This is a genomic window from Pseudonocardia sp. ICBG1034 (assembly GCF_020131375.1).
Taxonomy (GTDB): Bacteria; Actinomycetota; Actinomycetes; order Mycobacteriales; family Pseudonocardiaceae; genus Pseudonocardia; species Pseudonocardia alni.
This window is the reverse complement of the sequence record NZ_JAHLEK010000015.1, coordinates 2124815-2150539: the sequence shown is the minus strand read 5'-3', so window position 1 is coordinate 2150539 and position 25725 is coordinate 2124815. Positions and strand designations below refer to the sequence as shown.

The window sequence follows — 25725 nt, the reverse complement described above, 5'->3', positions numbered from 1 at the left end:
GCGTCCGGGGCGCCGCCGACCGGCTCAGCCCTTCTCGACGCGGCGCTTGAGGCCCTTCAGTGCGGCGTCGATGATCACTTTCTCCGCCTTGCGACGGAGCATCCCGATCATCGGGAAGTTGACCTCGACGCTGAGCTCGTAGGTGACGGTGGTGCCGCCGGCGTCGCCGACCAGCCGGTACGCGCCGTCCTGGGCGCGCTGGATGCCGCCCTTGACCAGCGTCCAGGACACCGAGCGGTCGTCGGCGGCCCAGTCGTAGTCGAGGGTGTAGGTGTCCTTGATGGCCCCGGCGTCCATCGCGAAGCGGACCTGGCGGGCGCGGCCGTCGGCACCGGCGTCGAGGATCTCGACGCTGGTGATCTGGTCGGTCCACTCGGGGTAGGACGCGAAGTCCGCGATCACCGCCATGACCCGCTCCGGCGGGGCGTCGATGTGGATCGAGGACGAGGTCGCGTCGGCCATGGCGGGAGGCTATCCGGTGGTCAGAACCGGAGCACGTAGGGCGTGCCGTGCGCGCGGAAGTGTCCGGCGTTGACGCACTCGGTGCGGCCGATCCGCGCGCGGCGGTGCAGCGGCTGGTGCACGTGCCCGAACAGGGCGTGCGACGGCTGCTCGGCCCGGATCCGCGCGGCCAGCGGTGCGCTGGCGATCTCGGCGCGGCGGGTGACGACGTCGTAGGTCAGGCCCGGGTGCGCCGGCGGGACGTGGGTGCACAGCACGTCGGCCGGGCCGAGTGCGTCCAGGCGCGCGGTCCAGTCCTCGTGGGTCACGAAGTGCGGCCGCCAGGGGCCGGTGCGGCGCGGGTCGATCCCGGGCGGGAGCGGCACCCCGCCGAGGAAGCCGAACCGGCGACCGCCGATCTCGACCACCCGTCCGTCGGCGCGGGTGACGCCGTCGGTATCGGGCCAGGCGTCGGGGACGTCGACGTTGCCCGGGATCGCCCAGACCGGCACCCCGAGCCCGCCCAGGACCCCGAAGACCTCGGCGTACTGCGCGGCGACGGCCTCGGCGACGGCGGCGGCCGGGTCGGCGAACCGGGCCCAGGAGCGCTCCAGCAGGCCCAGCACCTGCGCGCGCGGCGCCCCGATCCGGCGCATCCGGCCGAACTCCGCGGCCACCTCGGGCCCGAGCAGCCGGGAGATGATCCCGTTGGTCGGGTCGCGGTAGTCGATGAACTCCAGCAGGTCGCCGAGCACCAGCACCCCGTCGGCGCCCTCGGCGGCGCGGGCGAGCGGGACGGTGGCGCCGTGGACGTCGGTGACGACGTGCAGCCGCACGCTCAGGCCGTCCGGTCCGGCCGGAACGCCGACGGCGCGACGCCCGCCGGGCGCCCGCCCTCCAGGCGCCGCTTGAGCGCGAAGGCGTGCGCCTTGAACGCGCGGTGCCGCCGGTCGGACTCCGCGCGCAGCCACCGGCGGCGCCGCAGCCGGCCACCGGGCGGCGGGCCGTCCGGGTCCGCGCGCAGGAAGAAGTGCAGGACGGTGCCGTCGCCCTCCGGCTCGCACCAGACCTCCATGGTCCCGACGAGCGCGCCGGTCACGGTCCAGCGCAGCCCGGCCGGTCCGCGGTCGTGCGCGACCTCGGGGCGCAGGTCGGGCCAGTACGACGGCCACCGGGCCGGGTCGGCGAACTCCGCCGCGACCCGCTCGCGGGGCACGGCCAGGAAGGTCTCGTCGATCACGTCGATCGCGGGCACCCGGTCAGCGTGCCACCCCGTGCGACGGCGCCGGTCACGGGTACCGTCGCGGCCCGGACCGGACCGGCGGCACCACCGACCGATCCGTTATGTCCGAATCGATGTACGTGGACCCTACTCTCCGGTAGGTTCTGCTCCGAGGTGTCGCCGCAGCCGTCGCGGCGACCGCGTTCAGCCTGTCGAGGCCGCCAGGAGGTCGATCCCCGTGCGTGAGTACAGCGTTCCCGCCGCGGTGTCCGTGGGAGACGAGGAATCGCTCTCGGACGCCGTGTTCGACAACGCCACGCAGCACCCGTCGGACGTGCTCTACCGCCGCAAGGGCGCGGACGGGAGCTGGTCGGAGGTGACCGCGGCCGAGTTCGGCGAGCAGGTCACCCGGATCGCCGCCGGGCTGATCGCCGCGGGTGTGCAGGCCGGGGACCGGGTCGCGCTGCTGTCGCGGACCCGGTACGAGTGGACCCTGTTCGACTACGCGATCCTCGCCGCGGGCGGGGTCACCGTGCCGATCTACGAGACCTCCTCGCCGGACCAGATCTCCTGGATCGTGTCCGACTCCGGCGCCGTCGGGATCGTCGTGGAGACCGCCGAGCACGCCGCGTCGGTGGAGAAGGTCCGCGGAGACCTGCCCGAGCTGCGCACCGTCTGGCAGATCGAGCCCGCCGCGTCGGCCCCGGACGCCCCCTCGGCCGTCGAGCAGCTGCGCGGCCTCGGCGCGGACACCCCCGACGACGTGGTGCACGCCCGGCGCGGCGGGGTGCGCGCCGACGACCTGTGCACCCTGATCTACACCTCGGGCACCACCGGCCGCCCCAAGGGCTGCGAGCTGACCCACCGCAACCTGGTCGCCGAGATCCGCACGATCGCCGCGACGATCCCGCACCTGTTCGAGCCCGGGGACTCGGTGCTGCTGTTCCTGCCGCTCGCGCACGTGTTCGGCAAGGCCATCCAGTGCGGCTGCCTGTCCACCCGCACGATCGTCGGCCACTCCCCCGACGTGAAGACCCTGCTGCCCGACCTGGCGGACTTCCGGCCGACCTTCCTGCTCGCGGTGCCGCGGGTGTTCGAGAAGGTCTACAACGGCGCGCGGCTCAAGGCGCACAACGACGGCAAGGGCAAGATCTTCGACGCGGCCGCCGACACCGCGATCGCCTACTCCGAGGCGCTCGACGCGGGCGGGCCCGGCCTGCTGCTCAAGGCCCGGCACGCGCTGTTCGACAAGCTCGTCTACGGCAAGCTGCGCGCCGCCGTCGGCGGCCGGGTCAAGGCCGCGGTGTCCGGCTCGGCCCCGCTCGGGGGCCGGCTCGGGCACTTCTTCCGCGGCATCGGGCTGCCCGTGCTGGAGGGCTACGGCCTGACCGAGACCTCCGCGGGCATCACCCTGAACACCCTCGACGCCCAGCGTGTCGGCTCGGTGGGCCGCCCGGTCCCCGGCTGCGCGGTCCGGATCGCCTCCGACGGCGAGATCATGCTGCGCGGCGACATCGTCTTCCGCGGCTACTGGAAGAACGAGGAGGCCTCGAAGGAGGCCCTGGAGTCCGACGGCTGGTTCCACTCCGGCGACATCGGCGAGCTCGACGACGCCGGCTTCCTGACCATCACCGGCCGCAAGAAGGAGATCATCGTCACCGCCGGCGGCAAGAACGTCGCGCCGGCCGTGCTCGAGGACCGGCTGCGGGCGCACCCGCTGGTCGGGCAGTGCATCGTGATCGGCGACCAGAAGCCGTTCATCTCCGCGCTGGTCACCATCGACCCGGACGCCCTGCCGGGCTGGCGCGAGCGCAACGGCAAGCCCGCGGGCGACGGCAGCTCGGCCGCCGACCTCGTCGACGACCCGGAGCTGCGCGGCGAGATCGCGGCCGCGGTCGAGGACGCCAACCAGGCCGTCTCGCGGGCCGAGCAGATCCGCAAGTTCACGATCCTGCCGCACGACTTCAGCGAGGCCGGCGGCGAGCTGACGCCGACGATGAAGGTCAAGCGCAAGGTCGTCGTGGAGTCCTACTCCGGCGAGATCGAGGCGCTCTACGCGGGGACCACCGCCGACAAGGGCTGACCCCCGCCGTCGACGACGGGTCGCGCACTCAGCGCGGCCCGTCGTGGCCGGTCAGGAAGCCGTGCAGGCGCGCCGCCGACGACGGCCCGCCCCAGACCCGCCGGACGCGGGCCCGTCCGGCGCGGCCCATCGCCGTCGCCCGGGCGGGGTCGCCGAGCAGGTCCGCGACCCGGTCGGCGACGGCGGCGACGTCACGTCCCGGCACGACGTGGCCGGTCACACCCTCCTCGACGGTCTCCGGCGCGCCGCCGGAGTCCCCCGCGACGACGGGCAGCCCCGACGCCGCGGCCTCCAGCAGCGCGATCCCCAGCCCCTCGACGTCGAGCCCGCCGAGGTGGGTGCGGCACGGCAGGGCGAACACGTCCCCGGCGGCGTGGTGCGCGGCGAGCTCGGCGGCCGGGACCCCGCCGGTGAGCACGACGGCGTCGGTCACCCCGGCGCGTGCCGCCAGTGTGCGCAACCGGTCCCGATAGGGCCCGCCGCCGACGAGCAGCAGCCGGGTGCCCGGCACCCGGCGGCGGATCCGCGGCAGCGCCGCGACCAGCACGTCCTGGCCCTTGCGCGGCACCAGCCGGGACACGCACGTCACGACCGGTGCGTCGCCGAGCCGGTACCGGGCCCGGACCGCGGCACGGGCGTCCGGGTCGGGTGCGAAGCGGACGGTGTCCACCGGGGGCGGCAGGACCTCCAGCGCCGCGTCCGGGCCGAGCGCGCCGGCGAGCCGGCCGCGGGTCCAGTGCGAGACCGTGGTGACGACGTCGGCGTCACGGCCGATCCGGTGCAGCGCCCGGCGCGCGCCGGGCAGCATCGACCAGCCGACCTCGTGGCCGTGCGTGGTGGCGACGACCCGCTCCACCCCGGCCCGGCGGCGCAGGTACGGGCCGAGCAGCCCCAGCGGCGCGGCCGCGCCGAACCAGACGGTCCCGGCGTCGTGCTCGCGGGCCAGCTCCGCGGCGCGCCGGGCGACCTCGGGGACCGGCAGCATGAGCGGCGACCGGTGCCGGTGCACGGGGAACGGCAGCGCGGCGTCGTGGTCGGCGGCGCCGCGCCAGGCGGGTGCGTGGACCGCGAGCGAGTCCGGCGGGAGCGCGCGGGCGAGGTCGGACAGGTAGGACTGGATGCCGCCGGGCCGGGGCGGGAAGTCGTTGGTCACCAGCAGCGTGCGCGCCACGGTCGGCGACGCTAGTCCTCGGCGGGGCGCCGGCCGCCGGTGGTCCCCGGCGGCGGGATCGGCGGGGGTCGGGACGGCGGCTCCGCACGCGCGCTGCGCGTCGGGGATGCGGGCCGCCGTCCGACACTCCGGGGAGCGGACGAGTTCCGCGTCCTCACCGTTGCGTGACCGGGTCGGTCGCCCGCCGGGGTGGCACTGCTCCGTACGAGTGGTGGTGCTCGCTCGACGGCACAGCTGGTGAGGATGTCGTGCTGTTCAGGTGAACGAGCGCGGCGGCCCGCGGTGACGGCCCCGCCCCGGTTTCTTCTCCGGCGCGGCCATTCTGTCGGACCCCTCCCCTAGCGTCCGCGGTGCTCGACCACCTCGGGTCCGACGAAGGAGGAGCCATGATCGTCGACTGCGATCGCTGCGAGGTCCGCGGTGCCGCGTGCGGTGCCTGCGTCATCGGGGTGCTGCTGGAGGTCCCGGAGGACGACCGGCCGATCCCCTACCTTCCCGTCGACCTGCCGGCCGGCACGGTGGCCACGACCGTCGCCCCGCTGGAGTTCGCCGAGCCGGAGCGCCGGGCACTGCAGGTGCTGGCCGGGGGCGGCCTCATCCCGCACCTGCGTCTGGTCGAGCCGGGCGCACCGGCGCCCGGTCGAGCCGGACGTACGGCGCTGCCGATGCCGGTGGTCCCGCCGGCCGGGCACGGGCCCCGGCACCGTGACGTGGGGTGAGCGCTCACCCGCCGAGGCGGCGCAGCAGCACCGCGGACGCCACGGTGTGCGCGCCCCGGCGGCGCACCGAGCGCACGATCTCCTGGTCCGACGTCGCGACCAGCAGCGGCCGGCCCGCCGGCTCGGCGGCGACGAGGTCGCGGACGACGTCGTCGGCGATCACCCCGGCGTCGCTGAACAGCACCCGCACCCCGCGGCTGCCGCGCACCGGCGCGGCGATCACGGCGGCCCCGTCGAACACCACGGTGATCTCGGCCCCCGTGCGGGCACCCAGTGCGCCGAGCTGGGCCACCAGCCGGGAGCGCTGATCGGCCAGCGGCAGGTCCGGGTAGCCGGTCTTGCTGACGTTGTAACCGTCGACGATGAGGTGCACCGACGGCACGGTCAGCAGCGCGTCCAGCGCGGCCAGCCCGTCGACGGGGGCCGCGACGCGCGCGCCGGTCCCGCGGTCGCCCGGTCCCGCGACGAGGTCCGCCGGCCGCGGTCCGCCCGCGCCGACGTCGAGCTCGCGGCGCAGACCCGAGATCGCGCCGCTGACGGTGTCCAGCAGCAGCTCCAGGCGCACCTCGTCGCCGCGCCGGGCCTCGCGGGCCGCCTGGCGGGCGGCGGCGACCTGACCGGCCGCGGCGTCGGCCCGGCGGCGTTCCCGGTCGGCCCGCTCGCGCTCGGCGGCGGTCTCGGCGCGGGAGCGGGCGAGCTCGTCGTCGACGCCGCCGCGGAGCCGCGCGACCTCCTCCTCCAGCTCCGTGCGGGCGTCGAGTGCGGCACGCAACCGCGCGCCCTGGTCGCTGACCCGGCGGCGCATCTGCTGGTACTCGGTCTCCCGCTCCCCGACGAGCGCCCGTGCGCGTTCCCGTTCCTCGACCAGCTCGGCGCGCGCCCGTTCGAGCTCGGCGGTGAGCTTGTCGACCTTGGCCAGGGCCTCGTCGCGCTCGGCGCGCAGGTTCGCCAGGTCCGCGGTCTGCCCCACCTCGGCGACCCGCCGGTGCGCGAGCGGATCGGCGGTGAGCAGCGCGACCGCGGCCGCGTCGAGCTTGTCGACGGGTGCGGGCAGCGGATCCGCGACGGACGCGGCCTCCGCGGCGGGGGTCGCCCCGTCCACCGGTGACGCGGCTGCGTGCTGCGCCGCGGGACGACCGGACGGGCCGGCTCCCTCAGCGGCTCCGGTGTCCGGGGTGGGTGCCCCGGGCCCGCCCGGGGGCACGGGCGGGTCGCCGGCGGGTCGTGTCGTGGCGGGTTCGGGCAGCTCCAGCTCACCGGGCCGGTTCTCGGCCCACCACGCCACCACGGCCGCCCGGAACGCCGTGTCCTGCTGCAGCCGGGCCACCAGTACCTGCCCGCCGAGACGGGCCCGCTTGGCGGGGGTGAACCGGGCGAAGCGGCGTAGCGGGGTGGGGACGTCCCCGGGCGGCAGCCCGCCCAGCGCGGTACCCGCGATCTCGGCGAGCCGGGCCCGCAGCGGGGCGGGCAGCTCCGGCCAGTCGCTCGCGGCCGTGTCCGCGGCGCACGACGGGACCCCGGAGCACGTGGGCTCCGGTCGCTCCGTGTCGTCGTACGCCATCGGTCCAGGTTATCCCCGCCCGGCCCGGATCGCCGTCGGCGTGGCCGTCCGCAGCCGGGACGTCCCCGGATCGGTGTCCGCGCCCCGGCTCCCCCGGACCGGGGCCGGGTGTTCGAACATACTGTCGGACCCCACGGCTACGGTGCAGGGCGTGACCTCCTGCTCCCCGCAGCTCACCTTCGACGAGCTGGGCACGCCACTGCGTGACGTCACCTTCTGCGTGGTCGACCTGGAGACCACCGGCGGCAGCCACCGGACCGACGCCATCACCGAGGTCGGCGCCGTCGCGGTGCGCGGCGGCAACCGGATCTCCGAGCTCGGCACCCTCGTCGACCCGGGCGTACGGGTCCCGGCCGACATCACCCGGCTGACCGGCATCACGAACGCGATGCTGCACGACGCGCCACCGCTGGGCGCGGTCCTGCCCTCGGTGCTCGACATGCTCCGCGGCGCGGTGCTGGTGGCCCACAACGCCCCGTTCGACACGGGGTTCCTCAAGGCCGCCTGCGAGCGCCTCGAGCGCCCCTGGCCCGGCCCGCCGGTCCTGTGCACCGCCCGGCTCGCCCGGGCCGTGCTCCCGCACGCCGAGTGCCCCAGTGTGAAGCTGGGCACGCTGGCCCGGCACTTCGGCTGCGCCACCACCCCGGACCACCGGGCGCTGACCGACGCCCGGGCGACCGTCGAGGTGCTGCACCACCTGCTGGAGCGGATCGGGAACCTCGGTGTGCAGAGCCTGGAGGAGCTGCTGCAGCTCGTCCGTGACCGGGCCCCGCACCGGCCCACCACCACCCAGCGGCGCCGCAGGCACCTGGCGAACGACGTGCCCTCGGAGCCCGGTGTGTACCTGTTCCGCGGCGGCGACGGCCAGGTGCTCTACGTCGGCACCAGCGGCGACCTCCACCGGCGGGTGCGGTCGTACTTCACGGCCGGGGAGAAGCGCCGCCGGGTCCGCGACATGCTCGCCCGCGCCGAGAAGGTCGACGCGGTGGTCTGCGCGCACGCCCTGGAGGCCTCGGTGCGCGAGCTGGCGCTCATCGCCGCGCACCGCCCGCCGTACAACCGGCGCTCGCGCAACCCCGGCCGGGCCTACTGGGTGGCGCCGACGGCGGAGGCGTTCCCGCGGCTGTCGGTCGTCGCCACCCCGCGGGCGGGTGCCCTGGGCCCGTTCGGGTCGCAGCGGGCTGCGACCGACGTGCTCGACGCGGCACTCGACGCACTGCCGCTGCGCCGGTGCACGATCCGCATCCCGGCCCGGAACCCCTCGGCGACGCCGTGCGCGCTGCACGAGCTGGGCCGCTGCGCCGCCCCGTGCGCCGGCCTGCAGCCCGTCGAGGACTACGCGCCCGCCGTGCACGCCTGGGGCGACCTCGTCGCGGGGCGGGACGACGGCCCGCTGCGGGTGCTGGCCACCGAGGTCGACGACCGGTCGGCCGGCGGGCGTTACGAGGCGGCCGCACGGGCCCGGGACAGGCTGGCCACGCTGGCCGCCGGGGTCGACCGGGGCGGCACCCTGGCCGCGCTCGCGGGCATCGACGAGCTGGTCGGTGCCCGGCCCGACGGCCGGGGCGGCTGGGAGCTCGCCGTCCTGCGCCACGGACGGCTCGCCGCGGCGGGCAACGCCCCGCGCGGGGTGCGGCCGATGCCGGTCGTCGAGGCGCTGCGGACCGGCGCGCAGACGGTCCTGCCCGGCGACGGGCCGCTGCGCGGGGCCCCGTCGGAGGAGGTCCGGATCCTGCACCGCTGGCTCACCACCGGCGGGACCCGGCTGGTGTACTGCGACCCGCCCTGGGCGGAGCCGGCCCGGGGCGGGGGTGCCTGGCGGGAGTGGGCCGACCGGGCCCGGGAGGCGTCGCACCGCACCGGTGACCGCTCCCCCGACGAGCCCGCCGGGGTCTGAGGACGGCGATCCGCGGTCCTCCCGACGGCGCCCCGGGCGACGACGCCGTGGCCGGACACACGGGCCGCGGCGTCCGACCGCGCGCAGCCCGCACACACGACGGCGGCCCCGCCGGACGGACGACGACGCACCGGCACACGACGGCGGCCCCGCCGGAGACCGTGTCTCCGGCGGGGCCGCCGTGGAGTGCTTCCGGGCCGGGGCCCGGACCGTGCTCAGTCGCGCGGCTGCTGCGGACGACCACCGTCGTCCGGGCGGCCCGCGAGCTCACCGCTGCGGGACTCGAGCTCCGCCCGCGCCTCGTGGCGCCGGCGGGACTCCTCGAGCTCCCGCTCGTGGGCCTCGTGGCGGGCCACGGCCAGCGCGCGGGACTCCTCGACCGGGTCCGGCGTGAGCAGCGAACCGGAGACCGGCTCACCCGCCGACCCGAGCTGGTTCATCCGCTTGGGCACCGAGGCGCCCTGGTACTCCAGCGGGATGGCGTGGCCGTGCGAGTCGACGCCGCCCAGCGGCTGGTGCACCTCGATGAACTCACCGTGCGGCAGCCGCTTGATGATGCCCGTCTCGATGCCGTGCTCCAGCACCGCGCGGTCCGACCGCTGCAGACCGATGCACCAGCGGTAGGCCACCCAGTACACGATCGGCGGCACGACGAGCAGACCGATGCGGCCGGCCCACGTGGTCGCGTTCAGCGAGATGTGGAAGAAGTACGAGATCCAGTCGTTGAACCCGCACATCACGAGCCACAGGTAGAACGAGATCGCCATGGCGCCGAGCGCGGTCCGGACCGGCACGTCGCGCGGACGCTGCAGCAGGTTGTGCAGCGCGTCGTCCCCGGTGAAGCGCCGTTCGATGGCCGGGTAGGCCCCGGCGAGCACGAACAGCACCGGCAGGAAGCCCGCGGTGGGGATGAACGCCGCCGGGATCGTGTACGTCCCGAACAGGTAGAACTCCCACGGCGGGAAGATCCGGCCCATGCCCTCGGACCACAGCATGTAGAAGTCCGGCTGCGACCCGGCGGAGATGTGCGAGGCGTCGTACGGGCCGAGGTGCCAGATCGGGTTCATCTGGAACAGCCCGGAGATCAGGGCCAGCACACCGGCGACGACGAAGAAGAACGCGCCGCCCTTCGCCGCGAACTGCGGCATGATCCGCACGCCGACGACGTTGTTCTCGGTCCGGCCGGGGCCGGGGAACTGGGTGTGCTTCTGGTACCACACCAGGCCGAGGTGCACGGCGATCAGCGCGAGGATGATGCCGGGCAGGATCAGCACGTGGATGATGTAGAGCCGCGGGATGATCTCGGTCCCGGGGAACTCGCCGCCGAACAGCGCCCAGTGCACCCAGGTGCCCATGATCGGCACGGTCAGCGTGATGCCCGAGGCGATCCGCAGCCCGACGCCCGAGAGCAGGTCGTCCGGCAGGGAGTAGCCGGTGAAGCCGGCGAAGGTGCCCAGCAGGATCAGCACGACGCCGATGGTCCAGTTGGCCTCACGCGGCTTGCGGAACGCGCCGGTGAAGAACACCCGGAACATGTGGATGATCATCGCCGCGACGAAGAGCAGCGCCGCCCAGTGGTGCAGCTGACGCATGAACAGGCCGCCGCGGACCTCGAGCGAGATCTCCAGCGCGGACTCGTAGGCCCGCGACATGTGGACGCCGCGCAGCGGGTCGTACGGCCCGTTGTAGACGACCTCCTGCATGGAGGGGTCGAAGAACAGCGCAAGGTAGGTGCCCGACAGCAGCACGATGATGAAGCTGTACAGGGCGATCTCGCCCAGCATGAACGACCAGTGGGTCGGGAAGACCTTGTTGAACTGCTTCCGCAGTCCGGCGGCCGCGTGGTAGCGCTGGTCCGCCTGGTCGAGTGCCGCGCCGCCCTTGGCCGCGAGGCCACCTGAGGAGGTGGTGGGTGTCGTGATCGAACTCATGTCGTCTTCGGCCTCTCCCAGAACGCGGGTCCGACGGGCTCCACGAAGTCGCTGCGGGCGACGAAGTAGCCCTCCTCGTTCACCGTGATCGGCAGCTGCGGCAACGGCCGGGCGGCGGGCCCGAAGACGGGCTCGGCGTCCTGCGTGGCCAGGAACTGCGACTGGTGGCACGGGCAGAGAATGCGGTTGTCCTGCGCCTGGAACAGCGAGGTCGGGCACCCGAGGTGGGTGCAGACCTTCGACCAGGCGTAGAAGTCACCGTAGTTGAAATTCTCCTGACCGGGGCGCTTCGTGACCTCGGTCCCGGGGCGGAGACGGATGAGCATGACCGGCGCGTCCGAGGCGCGCTGCGCGTGGAGCAGCTCCTCCTCGTTGCCCCGCTCGCTCTCGCGGTACGGGAAGACGGTCATCATGGCACCCGGCTCCATGTCCTCGGGTCGCACTCGGGCGATCTCGGAGAGGATACCCGTGTCGGTGCGCAGGTACACCGTCTCGCCGTTCTCCGGACGCCAGCCCGTGTGCCACAGCGGGGCGTCGTCGCCCTCGGCCCACGGGTTCCGGATGATGCCGCCGAGAGCGACCACACCGGTGCCGATACCGGCCACGGCCGCGGCCAGGCCGGCGCTGCGGATGATCAGCTTGCGACGCCCGATCGTGGTGCCCTTGCCGGCGTCGGCGACCTGGGCCAGGAAGGTGGCGCGGTCGACGTCGGTGGACGGGCCGTCGTGACGCTGCTGGACCGAGGTCTCCTCCGGGAACAGCTTCTTCACCATCTGGATGACCGCGATGCCGATGGACAGCACCGAGAAGCCGAAGGTGAAGCCGATGACCGGGGTGTAGAGGTTGTAGAGCGCGTGGCCGGGCTCGCCGACGTTGACGTACTCCCACGGCCACGCGATGAACGCGACCACGAAGGCGATCATGGAGATCGCCGAGATGACGAACCACAGCGCGACCGAACGCTCGGCGCGCTTCTCCGCGCGGGTCCCCGGGATCGGGAACGCCGGCGTGTTGTGCACGACCTCGACCTCGTCGAGCTCACCGGCCAGACGGGCCAGCTGCTCGGGCGACATCGCGTCGAGCTCCTCCTTGGTCGGACGACGCTCCGACCCGGTGCTGACTTCGCTGCTCAACTCTTCGCCCCCAACCAGATCGCGAACCCGACCAGACCGGACATCACGACGGCGAAGATGAAGACACCCTCGGCCGTCGGACCGAGACCCAGCAGCGAGTAGCCGCCCGGGTCGTTGGCGTGGTTCACCGACTTGATGTACGCGATGATGTCCTGCTTCTCCTGCGGCGTGAGCTGCTGGTCGGAGAAGCGCGGCATGTTCTGCGGACCGGTCTGCATCGCGGTGTAGATCTGCTCCTCGCTGGCCGGCTCGAGCGCGGGAGCGTACTTGCCGGACGACAGCGCGCCGCCGACACCGGTGAAGTTGTGGCACGAGGCGCAGTTCAGGCGGTACAGCACGCCGCCGCGACCCGGGTCGTCGCCGCGCAGGGCCTCGCCGGTCGCGGCCGGGGTGACCGGCCCGCCGCCGTTGGCCTGCACGAACGCGCCCAGCGCCTCGAGGTTCGCCCGGCCCTCCTGGGTCTCCGGGTCGAAGATCGGCAGCGGGTGCTTGCGGGCCGCCTGGGCCTCCTGGCGCGCCATCGGCATACGACCCGAGGACACCTGGAAGTAGACCGCCGCGTCACCGACGCCGATGAGGCTCGGGCCGCGGTCCTGGACACCCTGCAGGTTCGCACCGTGGCAGGTGATGCAGGTGTTGTTGTAGAGCTGCTCGCCCTTGGCGATCAGCGCGGTGTCCTGCTGGGCCTGGGCGACCTGCGGCTGCGGCGCGAAGGCGGCGTAGAGGAAACCGACGGACAGCAGGCCCAGCCCGATGGCGAGGGCGCCGGCGATGCGGCGCTTCATCTTGCCGTGCGGACGGGTGCGGCCCCCGGCCTTCTCGTCCGGCCGGTCGGCCGGTGGTGGGTTCTGGTTCTCGGTCATCGCTGGGGGTCTTCCAACCTCGACGTCGTGGCGGGTGCTGTCAGGGAACGGGCGGCGCGATCGGTCAGCGGATGAAGTAGATCGTGGCGAACAGCCCGATCCACACCACGTCGACGAAGTGCCAGTAGTACGACACCACGATCGCCGCGGTGGCCTGGGCGGGCGTGAACTTGCTGAGCTTCGTGCGGATGATCAGGTACACGAACGCGACCAGGCCGCCGACCACGTGCAGCCCGTGGAAGCCGGTCGCCAGGTAGAAGACCGACCCGTAGGCGCTCGACGCGATCGTCGTCTCGTGCGAGGTGACCAGGGTGTAGTACTCGAAGGCCTGGCCCAGCACGAAGAACGTCCCCATCGCCAGCGTCAGGGCGTACCAGCGACGCAGGCCGAACACGTCGCCACGCTCGGCGGCGAACACGCCGAACTGGCAGGTGAACGAGGACGCCACGAGCACGATCGTGATCGCGAGCGCGTAGGGGACGTCGAGCTCGGTGGGCGGCGGCGGCCAGGGGCCGTCGTTCTGCGCCCGCGCGGTGAAGTACATCGCGAACAGCCCGGCGAAGAACATCAGCTCGCTGGAGAGCCAGACGATGGTGCCGATGCTGACCAGGTTGGGGCGGTTCAGCGAATGGATCCGCGCGCTGATGTTGGGTGCCGCTGTCGTCACGTCGGGCATTATGACCCGAGCCGAACTTCTACGGCTTGTCGGGATACCCCTCGCCACATCACGATCGGCGAACGGACCCCATGATCGGCAACGCTTCGCCAGGTCGGGGCGACCGGGCGGCCCCGTCCCGGACCGCCGGCACGACAACGTTCGGGGGCGACGGAGGGTTCCCCTAGTATCCCCGGCGTGAGCGGACGAGCGGCAGAGATCGGCAGCGCGGCCGGATCGGTGACGGGGACCAGCACGGTGCTGGTCTACAGCCACCGTCCCGAGGTCCGCGAGAGCATCATCGAGGCGGTCGGGCGGCGGCCCGCTCCGGACGTGGGCCGGGTGCGCTGGGTGGAGGCGGCCGGCATCGCCGAGGTCCTCGCGGCCTGCGACGCCGGTGAGGCCGACCTGCTGGTCCTCGACGGCGAGGCGCAGCCGACCGGTGGGATGGGCGTGGCCAAGCAGCTGCGTCACGAGATCGTCGACTGCCCCCCGATCGTGCTGACCGTCCGCCGCCGGGACGACCGCTGGCTCGCCACCTGGTCGGAGGCGGACGCCGTGCTCGTGCACCCGCTCGACCCGATCGAGGCGGCCGAGGTCGTCGCGCAGGTCCTGCGCGACCACCGGCCCGGCACCCTGACCCCGCAGCAGTAGCGAGACAGAGGACACCTCACGTCGTGAGCGCACCCACCTGGCCCTCCGTGATCGGCCGCCTGATGCGCGGCGAGGACGTCACCGCCGACGAGGCGACCTGGGCGATGGGTCAGGTCTTCGCCGGCGAGGCGACCCCGGCGCAGCTCGCCGGGTTCCTCGTGGCGCTGCGCGCGAAGGGCGAGACACCCGCGGAGATCTCGGGCATGGCCGACGCGATGCTGGCCCACGCGCTGCGGGTGCACGTGCCCGGGCGCTCGGTCGACGTCGTCGGCACCGGCGGGGACCAGGCGCACACGGTGAACATCTCCACGATGGCGGCGATCGTCGTCGCGGCGGCGGGTGCGCCGGTGGTCAAGCACGGCGGGCGCGCGGCGTCGTCGCAGTGCGGGACGGCCGACGTGCTGGAGGAGCTGGGCGTCGCGATCGAGCTGACCCCGTCCGCGGTCGAGCGGTGCGCCGCGGAGCTGGGGATCGCGTTCTGCTTCGCGCAGTCCTTCCACCCCGCCATGCGCTACGCCGGCGGGGTCCGTCGCGAGCTCGGCGTCCCGACCGCGATGAACCTGCTCGGGCCGCTGTCCAACCCGGCCCAGCCGGAGACCGGCCTGATCGGCTGCGCCGACCCCCGGCACGCCGCGACGATGGCCGAGGTCTTCGCCCGGCGCGGCAAGTCGGTACTGGTGGTGCGCGGCGACGACGGGCTGGACGAGCTGACCACCACCGGGCGCAGCACCGTCTGGATCAGCGACGGCGGCACCGTCCGCGAGGAGCGGCTCGACCCGGCCGACCTCGGGGTCGGTGTGGCCACCGCCGAGGACCTGCGCGGCGGCACCCGGCAGGTCAACGCCGCCGTCGTCCGCGACCTGGTGGCCGGTAAGACCGGACCGGTGCGCGACGCCGTGCTGCTCAACGCCGCCGGGGCGCTCGCCGCGCACCGCGGGGTCGGTGCGGACCTCACCGCGTCGGTCGGGGCGGCGCTCGAGGCCGTCGCCGGGGCGGTGGACTCCGGTGCGGCCGCGGACCTGCTGGCCCGCTGGGCCGCGCTCTCGACCGAGCTCGCGTCGGCCTGACCCGCGGGGGCCGGGCTCAGTCGAGCCCGATGGCGAACGCGGCGTCGGTGTCGGCCTTGGAGTAGGACCGGAACGCGATGTGGGTGTCGGTCCCGACGACGCCGTCGATCCGGCTGAGCCGGCTGGCGATCACGTCGGCGAGCTGCTCGTGCTCGCGCACCTTGACGATCGCGATCAGGTCCACGTCACCGGCGCAGGAGTAGACCTCCGAGACGCCGTCGAGGTCCGCGATGGCCTGCGCGGTCTCGGGGATCCGGTCGGCGGCGGTGTGCACCAGGACGATCGCGGTGATCACGGTGGGGCTCCCCCTCGGGTCAGGGCGTGGCGGACACCGATGAGGCTAGTGGGGGCATCCCCTGTGGCGCAGGCCGCATCCGGTTGCTAGTGTGATCGTCATGCGCACCGTCGAGCACACCCTTGCTCCGGCCGCAGCGCTGCCCGCACGACTTCTCGCGGTAGTAGCACTGCGCGTCGGCTGATCCAGGCCGCCGACGCGCCCGCGCCGCAATCCCGGCGCTTCCCTCCCGCACACCGCGGTGAGGATCCACGAGACCTGGCTCGCGTTCCCGCTTCTCTCTCGCGCAACGCATGGAGCCACACGATCATGAGCATCACCGCCGACCGTCCCACCACCACCTTCACCTTCCCCACCGGTTCCGGTGGCGCCGCGGACATCGCGTCCCGGATGCCCCGCCGGCACACCGTCGTCACCGGCGACGGGATGGCCGGGGTCATGCAGATCGCCTCGGCGCTGCAGAGCTGTGGCCGCACGCTGCGCGAGTTCTGCGTCGACGTCCGTGAGGGCGTCGCCTACAGCTCGGTCACCTGCACCATGTCGATGACCCCCGACGAGGCCGACGACTTCTCCCGCGGCATGGGCGCGATGTCCTGCGTCATGGCGGTCGACCCGTACTGAGCCGTACGGCGCCCGTGCGGGAACCGGCCGCTACGACCGCGAGCTGTGGCGGCGGGCGGCGTCCAGCATCTCCGCCCGGTCCGCGATCTTGACCCGGTCGGTGCCGCCGCGCCGCTCCCCCAGGGCGAGTTCGGCGGCGTCGAGACGCAGCCAGTCCTCCCACAGCACGGGGTCGACGCCGTAGGAGCGCATCCGCTCGACGACGGCGACGCCGCCCGGCCGCGGCGGCGTCGACAGGGTCGGCAGGTCGGCCAGCACCGACTCCGCGGTCTGCGCGCCGTCGCCCTTGTTGGTGCCGATCACCCCGGTCGGGCCCCGTTTGATCCACCCGGCCACGTAGCTGCCGCGCACCGGCTCCCCGCCGAGCAGCACCCGTCCCGCCTCGTGCGGGACGGTGCCGGTGGCCGCGTCGAACGGCAGCCCCTCGATGGGCTCGCCCGCGTAGCCGATGGCCCGCACGACCAGGCCCGCCTCCAGGGTCTCCCGCTCCCCCGTGCCGCGCACCCGGCCGTCGTCGCCGAGGGCGTTGCGTTCGATCTCGACGGCGCCGACCCGGCCGGTTCCGTCGTCGACGAGCCGGACCGGGGACCGCAGGAACCGCAGGTGGATCCGCCGGGACGCGCCGGTGGAGGACCGGCGGGCCCATTCGGTGAGCATCTCGATGTTCTGGCGCATCCGGCGTTCCTCCGGCTCGGCCACGCCCGCGGCGAGCAGGCCGTCGTCGTGCACCACGACGTCGACGTCGTCGAGGCCGCCGAGACCGCGCAGCTCGGCGGGGGTGAACTTCACGTGCAGCGGGTCGCGCCGGACCAGTACGTGCACGTCGGTGACCGCGCTCGCCCGCAGCGCGTCGAGCACCGCGTCGTGCGCGTCGGTGGCGGCGAGGTCGTCGGCGGGGCGGGCCAGGACCCGCGCGACGTCGACGGCGACGTTCCCCGCGCCGACCACGACCACGCCGGGGCGGTCGAGCAGCGGGCCGGGACCGACCGCGTCGGGGTGCCCGCAGTACCAGGACACGAACGCACCGGAGCCGACCGAGCCCGCGAGATCCTCCCCCGGGACGCCGAGGTCGCGGTCGACCGCGCTGCCCGTCGCGTGCACGACGGCGTGGTAATGCTCCCGCAGCGCCTCCCCCGGGATGCCGCCGGGGCCGACGTGGACATTGCCGAGGAACCGGACGCGGTCGCCGTCGTCGAAGGTCCGCACCAGCGCGCGGATCACCGACTTCATCTTCACGTGGTCGGGGGCGACGCCGTAGCGGACCAGACCGTAGGGCGCGGGCAGCCGGTCGATCACGTCGACGTGCACCGACGGGTCACCCGCCAGCAGCGCCTCGGCCGTGTACAGGCCGGACGGTCCGGACCCGATGACGGCGATCCGGTGGGGTCGTGGGGCGGGGACCTGCGGGGTCGACACGTGCGCACCTCCGAGCCGGGGACGGTGACGACGCTAACAGCGACGACCCGTCCGGGCGATCATCGGCGCAGTGCGGTGCCGACGGCGCGCACCGCGGCCCGTCCGTCGGGCAGCAGCAGCTCCGTGCCCAGGGTGCGGAAGCGGCGGCCGTCGCGGATCACGACGGTGCGGGCCCGCAACCGGTCGGTGACCTGCACCGGGCGCAGGAACTCCACCGTCGTGGACAACGGCCGGGCGTCCGCGGCGCCGGGGTGCGCGGACTGGACCGCGGCGGCGAGTCCGGACAGGACCGCACCGTGGGTGGTGCCGTTGAGGTTCGTCGTCGACGGGCCGGGGGTGAACACGACGTCGCCGTCGGCGTCGCGCTCGAGGTGCTCGGTCCGCAGCCGGGTGGCGTCGAACGGCGGCAGCGCGGCCCGGGCGTCGGTGCCGGCGTCGGTGGTCCCCGTCGCGGGCGCGGGCGCGGTCGCGAGCCCGCCGGGGCCCGCGGGGGCACCGGTCAGCGCGAAGGTGGCGACGACGTGCGCGACGGCGACCCCGGTGTCGTCGCGCATCTCGGCCCGGCCGACGCCGACCTCGTCGTCGAGGTGCAGCAGCGTCAGCTCGGCGCGCAGCCACCGCGCGTCCGGTGCGGGGACCCCGGCCGCGTCCAGGCGCAGGTCGACCGTGGGCGCGCCTCCGGTGAGCCGCGCCGTGGAGAAGACGAGGTAGCCGAGGCCCGCGTCGGCCAGCAGTGCCGGGAGCACCGGGAGGACCCGGCCGTCGGCGGTGCGGACGCCGTCGTGCAGCGGGGCGCGCACCACCACGCGTTCCGGGGTCGACGACGGGTCGGGCGCCATCCCGAGACCGGACTCGACCGGCGCGCGCCGCAGCCGCTCCCGGGTGCCCGGTGCGGGCCTGGTCGGCTTCGGCTGCGTCGTGCCGGTCATGATCCCATCGTGCGTCACGCCGGGGGCGCTCCCGGCCCCGGGTCCCGGTACCAGGCGGTGAGCAGCTCGGCCTCGTCGTCGACGGCGCGCCGGTCGGCGGCGTCGAGCGGGGTGAACGGGGTGGTGGCGACGCGGCCGTCGCGGTGCTCCCAGGTGCCGGCGACCCGGCCGTGCAGCAGGAACACCGGCGCCGAGCGGGGCCGGGTCGTGGCGAACACGTGGTGGCGGTGCTCGGCGGGCACGATCCCGGTGGCCGCGGCGTGCCCGAGCAGCAGCACCGCGTCGTAGGGGCCGAGGAAGCGCACCGGCAGCGGGGAGCCGGGCCCGGGCAGCGGGGCGCGCGGCACGTCGAGCAGCGCGGTGCCGTCCTCGGCGGCAAGGGGGCGCAGGTCCTCCCCCGCCAGGGCTGCGCGGGCGACGCGGACCGGCCAGCCGGCGAACCGCGCGACGTCCGGCGCGGACGCGGGCCCGAAGGCCCGCAGGTAGCGGCGGGCCAGCGCGGCCCGTGCCGCGGCGGGGCCGGGCTCCGGGCCGGGCGCGGCGAGGCCGTAGACGTGGGCGCGCGGGGTCGCCCAGGTGCCGGCGGGCGGGACCCGCACGAGCCCGATCCAGTGCTGCACGCCGGGGAAGACGCCCGCGGGCAGGCCCGCGTCGGCGAGTGCGGCGGTGATCTCGGCGTGCCGGCGCGGCCCGTCGGCCAGCAGCCCGCCGACGACGCGTGCGGCGGCGGTCATGTCGGCGTCGGTGACGTCGCGGGACAGCCGCAGCCAGTCCGCGCGCTGCTCGGCGCGGACGGCGGCGGTGAACACCCGGTGGTCGCGGCGGCTGAGCATGTGGATGGTCGAGCGCATCGCCCAGGCCTGTACGACGCGTCCGTCGTGGAGCATCGCGGTCAGTGCGGGCCGCTCGAAGCCGATGAGCCGCGACCAGAGTCCGAGGTAGCCCGACGGGGCGTGCTGGGTCTGCAGCCCGCCGATGCGCTCCAGGGCGCGCGGCACCGTCAGGGCCGCTCGCCCGGTGAGGAGCTGGCGGGCGAGCAGGGCCCGCAGCCGGTCGTCGGCGGTGAGGACGCGCACCCGGCGAGTGTGCCGGTCAGCCCGCCGTCCGGGTGTACCGGTCCGCGGGGCGGGCGAGCCCGAAGCGGTCGCGCAGCGTGCCGTCGTAGGGGGCGGGCGTCCAGGCGTCGCCGAGTGCGGGCAGCAGGCCGTCGACGATCTCGTCCACCCCGGACGGCAGCGCCAGCGGGACCAGGACGAACCCGTCGGCGGCGCGCTCCTCTGCGGCGTCGCGCAGCAGGGCGGCGAGTGCGGCCGGGTCGCCGACGTGGCGCAGCGTCGCCGGGGCGGTGTCGGCGTCCGCGGGGGCGAGTGCGTCGAGCTCGCGCAGCCGCGCGGCGGCGTCGTCGCCCAGCAGGATCTCGACGTCGAGCAGCACGGTGACCTGCTCGGGGTGGCGCCCGGCGTCGGCGACGGCGGCACGCACCCGGTCCCGGGCCTCGGCGGCACCGGCGACCGTGTCGGCCGCGACCCGGACGACGTCGGCGTAGCGGCCCACGGTCGCCAGCGCCTCGGTCTCGTCGCCGCGCAGAACGGTCAGGGGCTGCCCCTGCGGCGGGCGCGGGGTGATCGACGGTCCGGTCACGGAGAAGAACTCGCCGGTGAAGTCGATGTGGTGGAGCCGGTCGCGGTCGACGAAGCGGCCGGTGGCGGCGTCGCGGATCTCGGCGTCGTCCTCCCAGGAGTCCCACAGCCGGGCGGCGACCTCGATCGCCTCGCCGGCCTCCCGCCAGAGCGAGGCCGCGTCGCGGTCGGCGCGCGCACGGCCGAACAGGTCGGCCTCGGCCTGCGTGCGCGACACGTCGGGCTGCCAGCCGGCCCGCCCGGTGGACACGAAGTCCAGGGTGGCGACGGCCTTGGACAGGTGGAACGGCTCGGTGTGGGTGACCGTCACCGTCGGCACGACCCCGATACCGGGGACGGCGGGCGCGACCCGCGCGGCGACGGCGACGGCGTCGAGGGTGCCGGGCAGTGCGGCCGGGTCGGCCCCGGGCGGCTGCAGCGAGTCGGGCAGCGCGACGAGGTCGAGCCCGCCGCGCGCCGCGGTGCGGACCAGGTCCAGGTGGTACGGGGCGGTGAACAGCCGGGCCGGGTCGGCGCCGCCGAGCCGCCACGCGCCGGGGTGACGCCCCGCCGCTCCGAGTTCGACCGCCAGGTGCAGACGTCCGCTCACCGTGCCTCCGTCGCTCGTGATCAGCTCCTGGGAGGGCCAACCCACCGCGGGCGCGGTCTGTTCCCGGTCACCCGGCGGCACGCAGGTCCGCCTCGATCGCGGCGGCACAGGCGCGCAGCTCGGGCAGGATGTCGGCGCGCAGGCCGTCGGCGTCGTTGCGGGAGGCGTGGGTGGAGACGTTCGCGGCCGCGACGACCCTCCCGGCGCGGTCGTGGACGGGCACCGCGACCGAGCGCAGCCCGGCCTCCAGCTCCTGGTCGACGACGCAGTGCCCGTCGGTGCGGACCCGGTCCAGCTCGGTGCGCAGCTGCCCGGGCGTCGAGACGGTGTGCGCGGTCAGCGCCGCGGGCTCCAGCGCGCCGAGGTAGGAGTCGAGGGTGGCGGGCGGGAGCGCGGCGAGCAGGACGCGGCCCATCGACGTCGCCCAGGCCGGGAAGCGGGTCCCGATGGTGATGGTGACGGTCATGATCCGCGAGGTGGGGACGCGGGCGACGTAGACGACGTCGTATCCGGTGTGCGGGTCGCCGTCGAGGACCGACACCGACGCGGACTCGCGCACCGTGGCGACCAGGCGCTCCAGGTGCGGGGCCGCGATCTCGGGCAGGCCCATCGCGGACAGGTAGGACCAGCCGAGCTCGAGCACCCGCGGGGTGAGGGTGAACAGCCTGCCGTCGGTGCGGACGTAGCCCTCCTCGGCCAGGGTGAGCAGGAACCGGCGCGCCGCGGCGCGGGTGAGCCCGGTGGCACGGGCGACGTCGGCGAGGGTCTGCTGCGGGCGCTGCGCGTCGAAGGACCGGATGACGGCCAGCCCCCTGGCCAGCGAGCGGACCTGCTCGGTGCGCGGGGCGCCCACGTCCTCGGGGGTGCTCACGCCGGCCGCCCGGCGAGGACGGTGTCGACCAGGTCGGCGGCGTGCCCGGTGCCGTGGCCCTGGGCGCCCGCGGCGAGGTCGAGGTTGCGGGCCATCGCCTCGGGGTGCACCTGCAGTCCCTCCAGGCTCACCCGCAGCCGGGCCGCGGCGCCCGCGGTGACCCGCAGCAGCGCGACGAGCGTCTCCCATTCCGCGTGCCAGGCACCGGCGGCACGCTGGAACTCCTGCTCGGCGCCGGCGAGCAGCGTCGCGACCAGGCCGGGGGCGCGCTTCGCGGCGCCTCGGGCGGTGACGGCCGCGGCCGGGTTGCGCTTGTGCGGCATCGACGACGAGTCCCCCGGCGCGGACTCCGACACCTCGCCGAGCTCGGTGGCGGACAGCAGCACGACGTCGCCCGCGGGCTTGGCGCAGGCCCCGGCGGCGACACCGAGCGCCCCGGCGAGCTCGCCGATGCGGCTGCGTTCGGTGTGCCACGGCACGCCCTGCGGGGCGAGGCCGAGCCGCGCGGCCAGCGCGTCGGCGACGGCCGGGCCGAACGGGTGGACGGCCGCGAGGGTGCCCGCGGCGCCGCCGTAGGAGACCGGCAGCGCGGTGAGCACCCGGTCGAGCCCGGTGCGGGCCCGGTCCAGCCCGGTGCACCAGGTGGCGGCGACGAGGCCGAAGGTGGTGGGCAGCGCCTGCTGGCCGAGGGTGCGGGCGGCGCACGGGGTGTCGCGGTGGGTGGCGGCGAGCGCGGCCGCGGCGTCGGCGCAGGCGGTGAGGTCGGCGACGACGCGGTGCCCGGCCCGTCGGGTGAGCAGCATCAGCGCGGTGTCCATGACGTCCTGGCTGGTGGCGCCCGGGTGCACCGCGCGCTCGGCGCCGGGCTGGATCCGCGCCGCGGCCGCCTTGAGCCGCTTGACCAGCGGGATCACCGGGTTGCCGCCCTCGACCGACTCGGCGGCCAGCGCGTGCGGGTCGACGCCCGCGACGGCGGCGACGGCGCGTTCCACCGCGTCGGCGTCGTGCTCGGTGACCGCGCCCTGCTCGGCGGCGACCGCCGACAGCGCCAGTTCGACCTCCAGCAGGGCGGCGATCCACGCGCCGTCGTCGAGCAGGCCGTCGACCCGGTCGGTGCCGGACAGCGGCCCGAGCAGTGTGTTCGCCATGCGTACAAGTGTACGACCTGCGACCGTTCGGGGAGAAGGGACGGCCGGGTCTCCCGGGAGGCAGAATGACCCGACGTGCTGACCCACATCCTGCTCGACCTCGACGGCACCCTCGTCGACTCCGCCCCCGGCATCCTCGGCTCGATGCGCCGCGCGATCGACGAGGTGGGCCTGGACGTCCCCGAGTCCGCGCTCGGCACACACCTGCTCGGTCCGCCGCTCTACCGCAGCCTGCCCCCGATCCTCGGCGACGAGGGCACCGCCGCCGTGCTGCCGGTGTACCGGCGCCTCTACGGCGACGAGGACGGCTGCCTGGACTGCACGCCCTACCCCGGCGTCACGGAGCTGCTGCGTGCCCTGTCCGCGGCCGGCGTGACGATGGCCCTGGCCACCAGCAAGGGCGAGACCTCGGCCCGCAAGATCCTCGCCCACCACGGCTGGACCGACCTGTTCGCCGAGATCGTCGGCGACACCCGCGCCGCGGACCGGCCGACCAAGGGCGCCGTCGTCGCCGAGGCGCTGCGCCGGCTCGGGTCCCCCTCGGGCGCGGACGAGCCGCTGATGGTCGGCGACCGGCTGCACGACGTCGAGGGCGCCGCCGAGCACGGCCTCCGTTGTGCCGGAGCGGGCTGGGGCTACGCCGAGCCGGGCGAGCTGGAGGCCGCGGGCGCCACGACGGTGTACGCCTCCGCCGACGAGCTGCGGGCGGCACTGCTCGGCCACTGAGCTGCGACGTCCGGGTGAATCGGGCGCCGAGGGCCGCGCATCTGCGGCCGTCGACCGGAGGAGCGTCCTCAGCTGAGGACCGCTCCCGCGGGCCCGTCCGTTCGGGCCGTGCACGTCGAACGGACGGGCCGATATACACCGGACATGACGGTCGCAGCGCTCTACCGCTATCCGGTCAAGTCGATGCTCGGGGAGTCCCTGACCCGGGCCACCATCACCGAACGGGGGCTGCTCGGCGACCGCGCCTACGCGGTGCTCGACAACGGGACCGGCATCATCGCCAGCGCCAAGGTGCCCAAGCGCTGGCTGGGCCTGCTGAGCTTCTCCGCACGGTTCGTGGCCGAGCCGGCCGTCGGGGAGCCCACCCCACCGGTGGAGATCACCTTCCCGGACGGCTCGGTGCTGCGCAGCGACGACGAGGGCCTCGACGCCGCGCTCTCCGCGGCGCTGGGCCGCGACGTCTCGCTGATCTCGGTCCCCCCGGAGGGGAGCTACTTCGAGGAGCTGTGGCCCGACATCGAGGGCCTCACCCCGCAGCAGCTCGCGCCGCGCAAGCTCATCGAGGACACGACGACCCGGCACGAGGACTCCGGCGAGGTCATCAGCCGGTTCGACATCTCCGCGTTCGGGGCGCCGGGCACGTTCTTCGACCTGTCGTCGCTGCACGTGCTCACCGAGTCGACGCTGGACCGGCTGCGGGAGCTGAACCCGGACGCGACCTTCGACCCGCTCCGCTACCGCCCCAACATCGTGCTGCGCGACGAAGGGGCGGGCTTCGTCGAGAACGACTGGCCCGGCAGCACCAGCGCCCTGGGCGACGACGCCCGGATCACGTTCTCCTTCGCCACCATGCGCTGCGTCATGACCACGCTCCCCCAGGGCGACCTGCCCGACGACCCGGACACCCTGCGGACGATCGCGAAGAACAACCGCATCGAGATCCCGCAGGTCGGCGGGGTCTGGGCGTGCGCCGGGGTCTACGCCGAGGTCGCCGCGGGCGGGGAGATCGCCGTCGGGGACCCGCACACCGCCCCCGCCCCGGCCTGACCCACGCCGCGCCCGCCCGGCCGACGGTGCGCCGCGACGGCGGCGGTCGCCGAGATGCAGCTCAGCGGGGTGCGGGGCACCCTCGGGCCCCGCTGAGCTGGGCTCGGCACCGTGAGAGGGCACCCCCGCCCCTGGAACGTCACCGGGATGCAGTTCAGAGCTCCCGGTCGGCCTCTCGGACACCCCCGAGCTGCACCTCGGCGCGCGGAGGGTGGGTCCCGACCCGTCGGACGGTGTTCGCACAGCGAACGCTTGTGCGTCTGTCGTACACCGCGTACCCTCGCCGGCGACGGAGGTGCGTGATGGACAAGGTGGTGGCATCCGCCGCGGACGCGGTCGCCGACATCGGCGACGGGGCGTCGCTCGCGGTCGGCGGGTTCGGCATGTCCGGGGTTCCGACGGTGCTGATCGCGGCACTGCTGGAGCAGGGCGCGACGGACCTGGAGACGATCTCGAACAACCTGGGCGTCGACGGCTTCGGCCTCGGCACCCTGCTCACCGCCGGGCGCATCCGGCGGACGATCGGCTCCTACGTCGGCAACAACAAGGAGTTCGCCCGCCAGTACCTGGCCGGTGAGCTGGAGCTGGAACTGACCCCGCAGGGCACGCTCGCCGAGCGGCTGCGGGCCGGTGGCGCGGGCATCCCGGCGTTCTACACCCCGGCCGGGGTCGGCACGCTGGTCGCCGAGGGCGGGCTGCCCTGGCGCTACGCGTCCGACGGCTCGGTCGCCGTCGAGTCCCCGGCGAAGGAGACCCGCGAGTTCGACGGCGTGACCTACGTCCTCGAGCGCGCCCTCACCCCGGACTTCGCGCTGGTCCACGCCTGGAAGGGCGACCGGCACGGAAACCTGGTGTTCCGGCGCGCGGCGCGCAACTTCAACCCGGACTGCGCCGCGGCCGGGCGGACCACGATCGCCCAGGTCGAGCACCTGGTCGAGCCCGGGGAGATCGACCCCGACGCGGTGCACACCCCCGGCATCCACGTGCACCGCGTGCTGCACGTCCCCGGCGTCGAGAAGCCGGTCGAGTTCAGGACGGTGCGTTGA

At 74.9% G+C, this 25725-nt stretch carries 25 protein-coding genes; 9 read left to right on the top strand and 16 right to left on the bottom strand.

Annotated features, from left to right (window positions below):
- Positions 1-24: 24 nt before the first annotated feature.
- From KPF22_RS11620 to KPF22_RS11610, 3 genes are read right to left on the bottom strand one after another with little or no spacing between them, the layout of a single operon-like run.
- A complete protein-coding gene (locus KPF22_RS11620; RefSeq protein ID WP_020623841.1) occupies positions 25-462 on the bottom strand; it encodes an SRPBCC family protein in 438 nt (145 codons plus the stop codon).
- 20 nt (positions 463-482) lie between these two features.
- On the bottom strand, positions 483-1277 hold the full coding sequence (locus tag KPF22_RS11615; RefSeq protein ID WP_224402041.1) for a metallophosphoesterase: 795 nt from the start codon (positions 1275-1277) through the stop codon (positions 483-485).
- Positions 1278-1279: 2 nt separating this feature from the next.
- Positions 1280-1696, bottom strand: a complete 417-nt coding sequence (locus KPF22_RS11610) for a hypothetical protein (protein ID WP_062396088.1) — start codon at positions 1694-1696, stop codon at positions 1280-1282.
- A gap of 205 nt (positions 1697-1901) precedes the next feature.
- On the opposite strand from KPF22_RS11610, the gene KPF22_RS11605 reads away from it, so the two are divergent.
- On the top strand, positions 1902-3746 hold the full coding sequence (locus tag KPF22_RS11605) for a long-chain fatty acid--CoA ligase (protein ID WP_208824689.1): 1845 nt from the start codon (positions 1902-1904) through the stop codon (positions 3744-3746).
- Positions 3747-3774: 28 nt separating this feature from the next.
- Here KPF22_RS11605 and KPF22_RS11600 read toward each other — a convergent pair whose 3' ends face one another.
- Positions 3775-4917, bottom strand: a complete 1143-nt coding sequence (locus tag KPF22_RS11600) for a glycosyltransferase family 4 protein (protein ID WP_208824687.1) — start codon at positions 4915-4917, stop codon at positions 3775-3777.
- Between the two features lie 386 nt (positions 4918-5303).
- On the opposite strand from KPF22_RS11600, the gene KPF22_RS11595 reads away from it, so the two are divergent.
- Positions 5304-5636, top strand: coding sequence for a hypothetical protein (locus KPF22_RS11595; protein WP_224402040.1), 333 nt, complete (start codon positions 5304-5306; stop codon positions 5634-5636).
- 4 nt (positions 5637-5640) lie between these two features.
- On the opposite strand, the gene KPF22_RS11590 is transcribed toward KPF22_RS11595, so the two are convergent.
- A complete protein-coding gene (locus KPF22_RS11590; RefSeq protein ID WP_224402039.1) occupies positions 5641-7197 on the bottom strand; it encodes an NYN domain-containing protein in 1557 nt (518 codons plus the stop codon).
- A gap of 151 nt (positions 7198-7348) precedes the next feature.
- On the opposite strand from KPF22_RS11590, the gene KPF22_RS11585 reads away from it, so the two are divergent.
- The gene (locus tag KPF22_RS11585) at positions 7349-9094 is read left to right on the top strand and encodes a DEDD exonuclease domain-containing protein (protein ID WP_224402038.1); all 1746 of its coding nucleotides are present in this window, start codon (positions 7349-7351) and stop codon (positions 9092-9094) included.
- A 215-nt stretch (positions 9095-9309) separates the two neighbouring features.
- Here KPF22_RS11585 and KPF22_RS11580 read toward each other — a convergent pair whose 3' ends face one another.
- The 4 genes from KPF22_RS11580 to KPF22_RS11565 form a co-directional block, all read right to left on the bottom strand.
- The gene (locus KPF22_RS11580) at positions 9310-11025 is read right to left on the bottom strand and encodes a ubiquinol-cytochrome c reductase cytochrome b subunit (RefSeq protein WP_208824681.1); all 1716 of its coding nucleotides are present in this window, start codon (positions 11023-11025) and stop codon (positions 9310-9312) included.
- Positions 11022-12158 (bottom strand): ubiquinol-cytochrome c reductase iron-sulfur subunit, encoded by a 1137-nt coding sequence (locus KPF22_RS11575; protein WP_224402037.1) that lies wholly within the window; start codon positions 12156-12158, stop codon positions 11022-11024. The genes KPF22_RS11580 and KPF22_RS11575 overlap by 4 nt, the downstream gene beginning before the upstream one ends.
- Positions 12155-13021, bottom strand: coding sequence for a c-type cytochrome (locus KPF22_RS11570; protein WP_208824679.1), 867 nt, complete (start codon positions 13019-13021; stop codon positions 12155-12157). Before KPF22_RS11570 ends, KPF22_RS11575 begins: the two co-directional genes overlap by 4 nt.
- Before the next feature lie 64 nt (positions 13022-13085).
- Entirely contained in the window at positions 13086-13697 is a 612-nt protein-coding gene (locus KPF22_RS11565; protein ID WP_062396094.1) for a heme-copper oxidase subunit III, read from the bottom strand.
- A 237-nt stretch (positions 13698-13934) separates the two neighbouring features.
- Between KPF22_RS11565 and KPF22_RS11560 the strand changes: the two genes are divergently transcribed.
- Together KPF22_RS11560 and trpD are read left to right on the top strand one after the other, a co-directional pair.
- Complete coding sequence (locus KPF22_RS11560; protein ID WP_373324244.1) at positions 13935-14330, top strand: hypothetical protein; 396 nt, start codon at positions 13935-13937, stop codon at positions 14328-14330.
- A gap of 23 nt (positions 14331-14353) precedes the next feature.
- Entirely contained in the window at positions 14354-15397 is a 1044-nt protein-coding gene (trpD, locus tag KPF22_RS11555) for an anthranilate phosphoribosyltransferase (protein ID WP_224402035.1), read from the top strand.
- A 16-nt stretch (positions 15398-15413) separates the two neighbouring features.
- Here trpD and KPF22_RS11550 read toward each other — a convergent pair whose 3' ends face one another.
- On the bottom strand, positions 15414-15692 hold the full coding sequence (locus tag KPF22_RS11550) for an Lrp/AsnC family transcriptional regulator (protein ID WP_060711495.1): 279 nt from the start codon (positions 15690-15692) through the stop codon (positions 15414-15416).
- A 309-nt stretch (positions 15693-16001) separates the two neighbouring features.
- Between KPF22_RS11550 and KPF22_RS11545 the strand changes: the two genes are divergently transcribed.
- Positions 16002-16313, top strand: coding sequence for a hypothetical protein (locus KPF22_RS11545; protein ID WP_208824676.1), 312 nt, complete (start codon positions 16002-16004; stop codon positions 16311-16313).
- A 30-nt stretch (positions 16314-16343) separates the two neighbouring features.
- On the opposite strand, the gene KPF22_RS11540 is transcribed toward KPF22_RS11545, so the two are convergent.
- The 6 genes from KPF22_RS11540 to KPF22_RS11515 form a co-directional block, all read right to left on the bottom strand.
- Positions 16344-17729 (bottom strand): FAD-dependent oxidoreductase, encoded by a 1386-nt coding sequence (locus KPF22_RS11540; RefSeq protein ID WP_208824674.1) that lies wholly within the window; start codon positions 17727-17729, stop codon positions 16344-16346.
- A 59-nt stretch (positions 17730-17788) separates the two neighbouring features.
- Positions 17789-18658: a PaaI family thioesterase gene (locus tag KPF22_RS11535; protein WP_208824672.1), complete on the bottom strand. Its 870-nt coding sequence runs from the start codon at positions 18656-18658 to the stop codon at positions 17789-17791.
- 14 nt (positions 18659-18672) lie between these two features.
- Entirely contained in the window at positions 18673-19734 is a 1062-nt protein-coding gene (locus tag KPF22_RS11530; RefSeq protein WP_208824670.1) for a winged helix DNA-binding domain-containing protein, read from the bottom strand.
- A 16-nt stretch (positions 19735-19750) separates the two neighbouring features.
- Positions 19751-20887 (bottom strand): LLM class flavin-dependent oxidoreductase, encoded by a 1137-nt coding sequence (locus tag KPF22_RS11525; RefSeq protein WP_224402034.1) that lies wholly within the window; start codon positions 20885-20887, stop codon positions 19751-19753.
- Positions 20888-20954: 67 nt separating this feature from the next.
- Positions 20955-21758 (bottom strand): IclR family transcriptional regulator C-terminal domain-containing protein, encoded by an 804-nt coding sequence (locus KPF22_RS11520; RefSeq protein WP_224402033.1) that lies wholly within the window; start codon positions 21756-21758, stop codon positions 20955-20957.
- Entirely contained in the window at positions 21755-22906 is a 1152-nt protein-coding gene (locus KPF22_RS11515; protein WP_208824669.1) for a lyase family protein, read from the bottom strand. Before KPF22_RS11515 ends, KPF22_RS11520 begins: the two co-directional genes overlap by 4 nt.
- A gap of 75 nt (positions 22907-22981) precedes the next feature.
- Here KPF22_RS11515 and KPF22_RS11510 point away from each other — a divergent pair, with 75 nt between their 5' ends.
- From KPF22_RS11510 to KPF22_RS11500, 3 genes are all read left to right on the top strand, one after another.
- Positions 22982-23632 carry an HAD hydrolase-like protein gene (locus KPF22_RS11510; RefSeq protein WP_208824667.1) on the top strand — a complete coding sequence of 217 codons (651 nt, stop codon included), beginning with the start codon at positions 22982-22984 and terminating at the stop codon, positions 23630-23632.
- A 144-nt stretch (positions 23633-23776) separates the two neighbouring features.
- Positions 23777-24679 (top strand): MOSC domain-containing protein, encoded by a 903-nt coding sequence (locus KPF22_RS11505; RefSeq protein ID WP_224402032.1) that lies wholly within the window; start codon positions 23777-23779, stop codon positions 24677-24679.
- A 302-nt stretch (positions 24680-24981) separates the two neighbouring features.
- Positions 24982-25725 (top strand): CoA transferase subunit A, encoded by a 744-nt coding sequence (locus KPF22_RS11500; protein ID WP_208824663.1) that lies wholly within the window; start codon positions 24982-24984, stop codon positions 25723-25725.